The organism is Streptococcus infantis, from assembly GCF_001579645.1.
In the GTDB taxonomy this organism is placed as follows: domain Bacteria; phylum Bacillota; class Bacilli; order Lactobacillales; family Streptococcaceae; genus Streptococcus; species Streptococcus infantis_E.
Window position 1 is genome coordinate 95,076 of sequence record NZ_KQ970818.1, and the last position, 2,628, is coordinate 97,703.

Here is a 2,628-nt window from a genome sequence, read left to right on the forward strand (position 1 = left end):
AATCAACAAAAGAATCTGAAGAGCAGGTCTAGTATCTTGACCTGCTTTTTCTTGTGTAAGCAATTGAAAAACTCTCTAAAATCCGATATAATGGAGTGTTGAAAGGAATTTTAGAGTCCGATGTAATAAAGAGTGATTATAAATTGAAATTATTAAAAAGTAGAAAGAAAGAGAACTTATGAACATTCAAGAAGAAATTAAAAAACGCCGTACCTTTGCCATCATCTCTCACCCGGACGCGGGTAAAACGACTATTACAGAGCAATTGCTCTATTTTGGGGGAGAGATTCGTGAGGCAGGTACTGTAAAAGGAAAGAAAACAGGAAACTTTGCCAAGTCTGACTGGATGGATATCGAGAAACAACGTGGGATTTCGGTAACCTCATCTGTTATGCAATTTGACTACGATGGCAAACGCGTGAACATCCTAGATACTCCAGGGCACGAGGATTTCTCAGAAGATACCTATCGTACATTGATGGCGGTGGATGCTGCGGTCATGGTAGTAGACTCTGCCAAGGGTATTGAGGCCCAAACCAAGAAATTGTTTGAAGTTGTTAAACACCGTGGGATTCCAGTCTTTACCTTTATGAACAAGTTAGACCGTGACGGTCGTGAGCCACTGGATCTCTTGCAAGAATTGGAAGAAGTTCTAGGTATTGCGAGCTACCCGATGAACTGGCCAATCGGGATGGGGAAAGCCTTTGAAGGCTTGTATGACCTCTATAACCAACGTTTGGAACTCTATAAAGGGGATGAACGCTTTGCTAGTCTGGAAGATGGGGACAAACTATTTGCTAGCAACCCATTCTACGAGCAAGTCAAGGATGACATCGAACTCTTGCAAGAAGCTGGAAATAAATTCTCAGAAGAAGCCATCCTTGCGGGTGAATTGACTCCGGTATTCTTTGGATCAGCCTTGACTAATTTTGGTGTGCAGACTTTCTTAGAAACCTTCCTCAAGTTTGCTCCAGAACCACACGGTCACAAGAAGACAGATGGAGAAATTGTCGATCCTTACGACAAAGACTTCTCAGGATTTGTCTTTAAAATTCAAGCCAACATGGACCCTCGTCACCGTGACCGTATCGCCTTTGTCCGTATCGTATCGGGTGAATTCGAGCGTGGTATGAGTGTTAATCTCCCTCGTACTGGTAAGGGAGCTAAGCTGTCAAATGTTACTCAGTTTATGGCAGAAAGTCGTGAGAATGTCACTAATGCCGTAGCTGGAGATATCATCGGGGTTTACGATACCGGTACTTATCAGGTTGGGGATACACTAACTGTTGGAAAAAATAAGTTTGAGTTTGAACCACTGCCAACCTTTACCCCTGAGATTTTCATGAAAGTTTCTGCTAAGAACGTCATGAAACAAAAATCTTTCCACAAGGGAATTGAGCAATTGGTGCAAGAAGGAGCTATTCAGCTTTATACCAACTACCAAACAGGTGAATATATGTTGGGTGCCGTTGGTCAATTGCAGTTTGAAGTCTTCAAACATCGTATGGAAAATGAGTACAATGCAGAAGTGGTTATGAGCCCAATGGGTAAAAAGACGGTTCGCTGGATCAAACCTGAAGATCTGGATGAGCGTATGTCTTCAAGCCGAAACATCCTTGCCAAAGACCGCTTTGACCAGCCTGTTTTCCTCTTTGAAAACGACTTTGCCCTCCGTTGGTTTGCAGATAAGTATCCGGATGTAGAGTTAGAGGAAAAGATGTGATTCAGTAAGTCTACTTGATTGCAAAGCAATCTAAGTAGACTACGGCAAGTCCTATAAGACTTGCCTAACTGCCTCACTAACTTAGTTTTACAAATGGAATCGATTTGTAAAACTAAGCGTCGTAATCTAATAAACGGTAACCGCTTTGCCGTCGTAACAGAAAGGAAGTGGTCTAGCTACCTGTCTTACTAACTGCGTTTGGCAAATGAAATCGATTTGCCAAACTCTGTGTCGTAGTTCAGTAAATTTATGTGGTTGTATAACAATCTAAGTAACTAACGCCAAGTTTCTATGGAACTTGGCTAGGCGCTCCACTAGTAAAACTTTACGTCGTAAGGATTAGATAGTGTATTACCTACCTGCCTTACTAACTCATCGACGAAAAATAATCGTTTTCGCCTCTTCGTGTCGTAACATTTAGGAGTGGTCTAGCTGACTGCCTTACTAACTACGTTTGGCAAATATAATCGATTTGCCAAACTCCGTGTCGTAATCTAATAAACGGTAACCGCTAGGGCAGTTTATCTAAACGCTTTACTAGGCAAAACCCACGAATGGTATCGATTCGTGGGTTTTGCCGTCGTAACAGAAAGGAAGCGGACTAGCTAACTGCTTTACTAACTGCGTTTGGCAAATAAAATCGATTTGTAAAACTCAGTGTTGTAGTAAAAAAGTACTTGCTTTGAAACCTTAAATCTATTTTAAAAAGCCAAGAAAAATATCTTCTTGGCTTTTCTTGTAGGCTGGTGTTAACAAAATTCCTAAAACTCCGCCCTGGTGAGGGACGGAGTTTAGGAGGTCTTTTTTTAGGTCGCTAATCGGTAAACAGCTTCAGCATAGATATCCATTTTTAAACTCTATAAAATTTATGCAGAAAAAATTTTTTAAGATGGTAGAAAAAATGA

1 protein-coding gene is annotated in these 2,628 nt (G+C 41.1%); it reads left to right on the forward strand.

Annotated features, from left to right (window positions below; genetic code table 11):
- Positions 1 to 178: 178 nt before the first annotated feature.
- On the forward strand, positions 179 to 1,723 hold the full coding sequence (locus SINDD18_RS00595) for a peptide chain release factor 3 (protein WP_061862719.1): 1,545 nt from the start codon (positions 179 to 181) through the stop codon (positions 1,721 to 1,723).
- The last annotated feature ends 905 nt before the right edge of the window (positions 1,724 to 2,628 follow it).

Coding starts and splice junctions, on each gene's coding strand:
- SINDD18_RS00595 (WP_061862719.1), top strand. CDS start 179: ATGAACATTCAAGAAGAAATTAAAAAACGCCGTACCTTTGCCATCATC.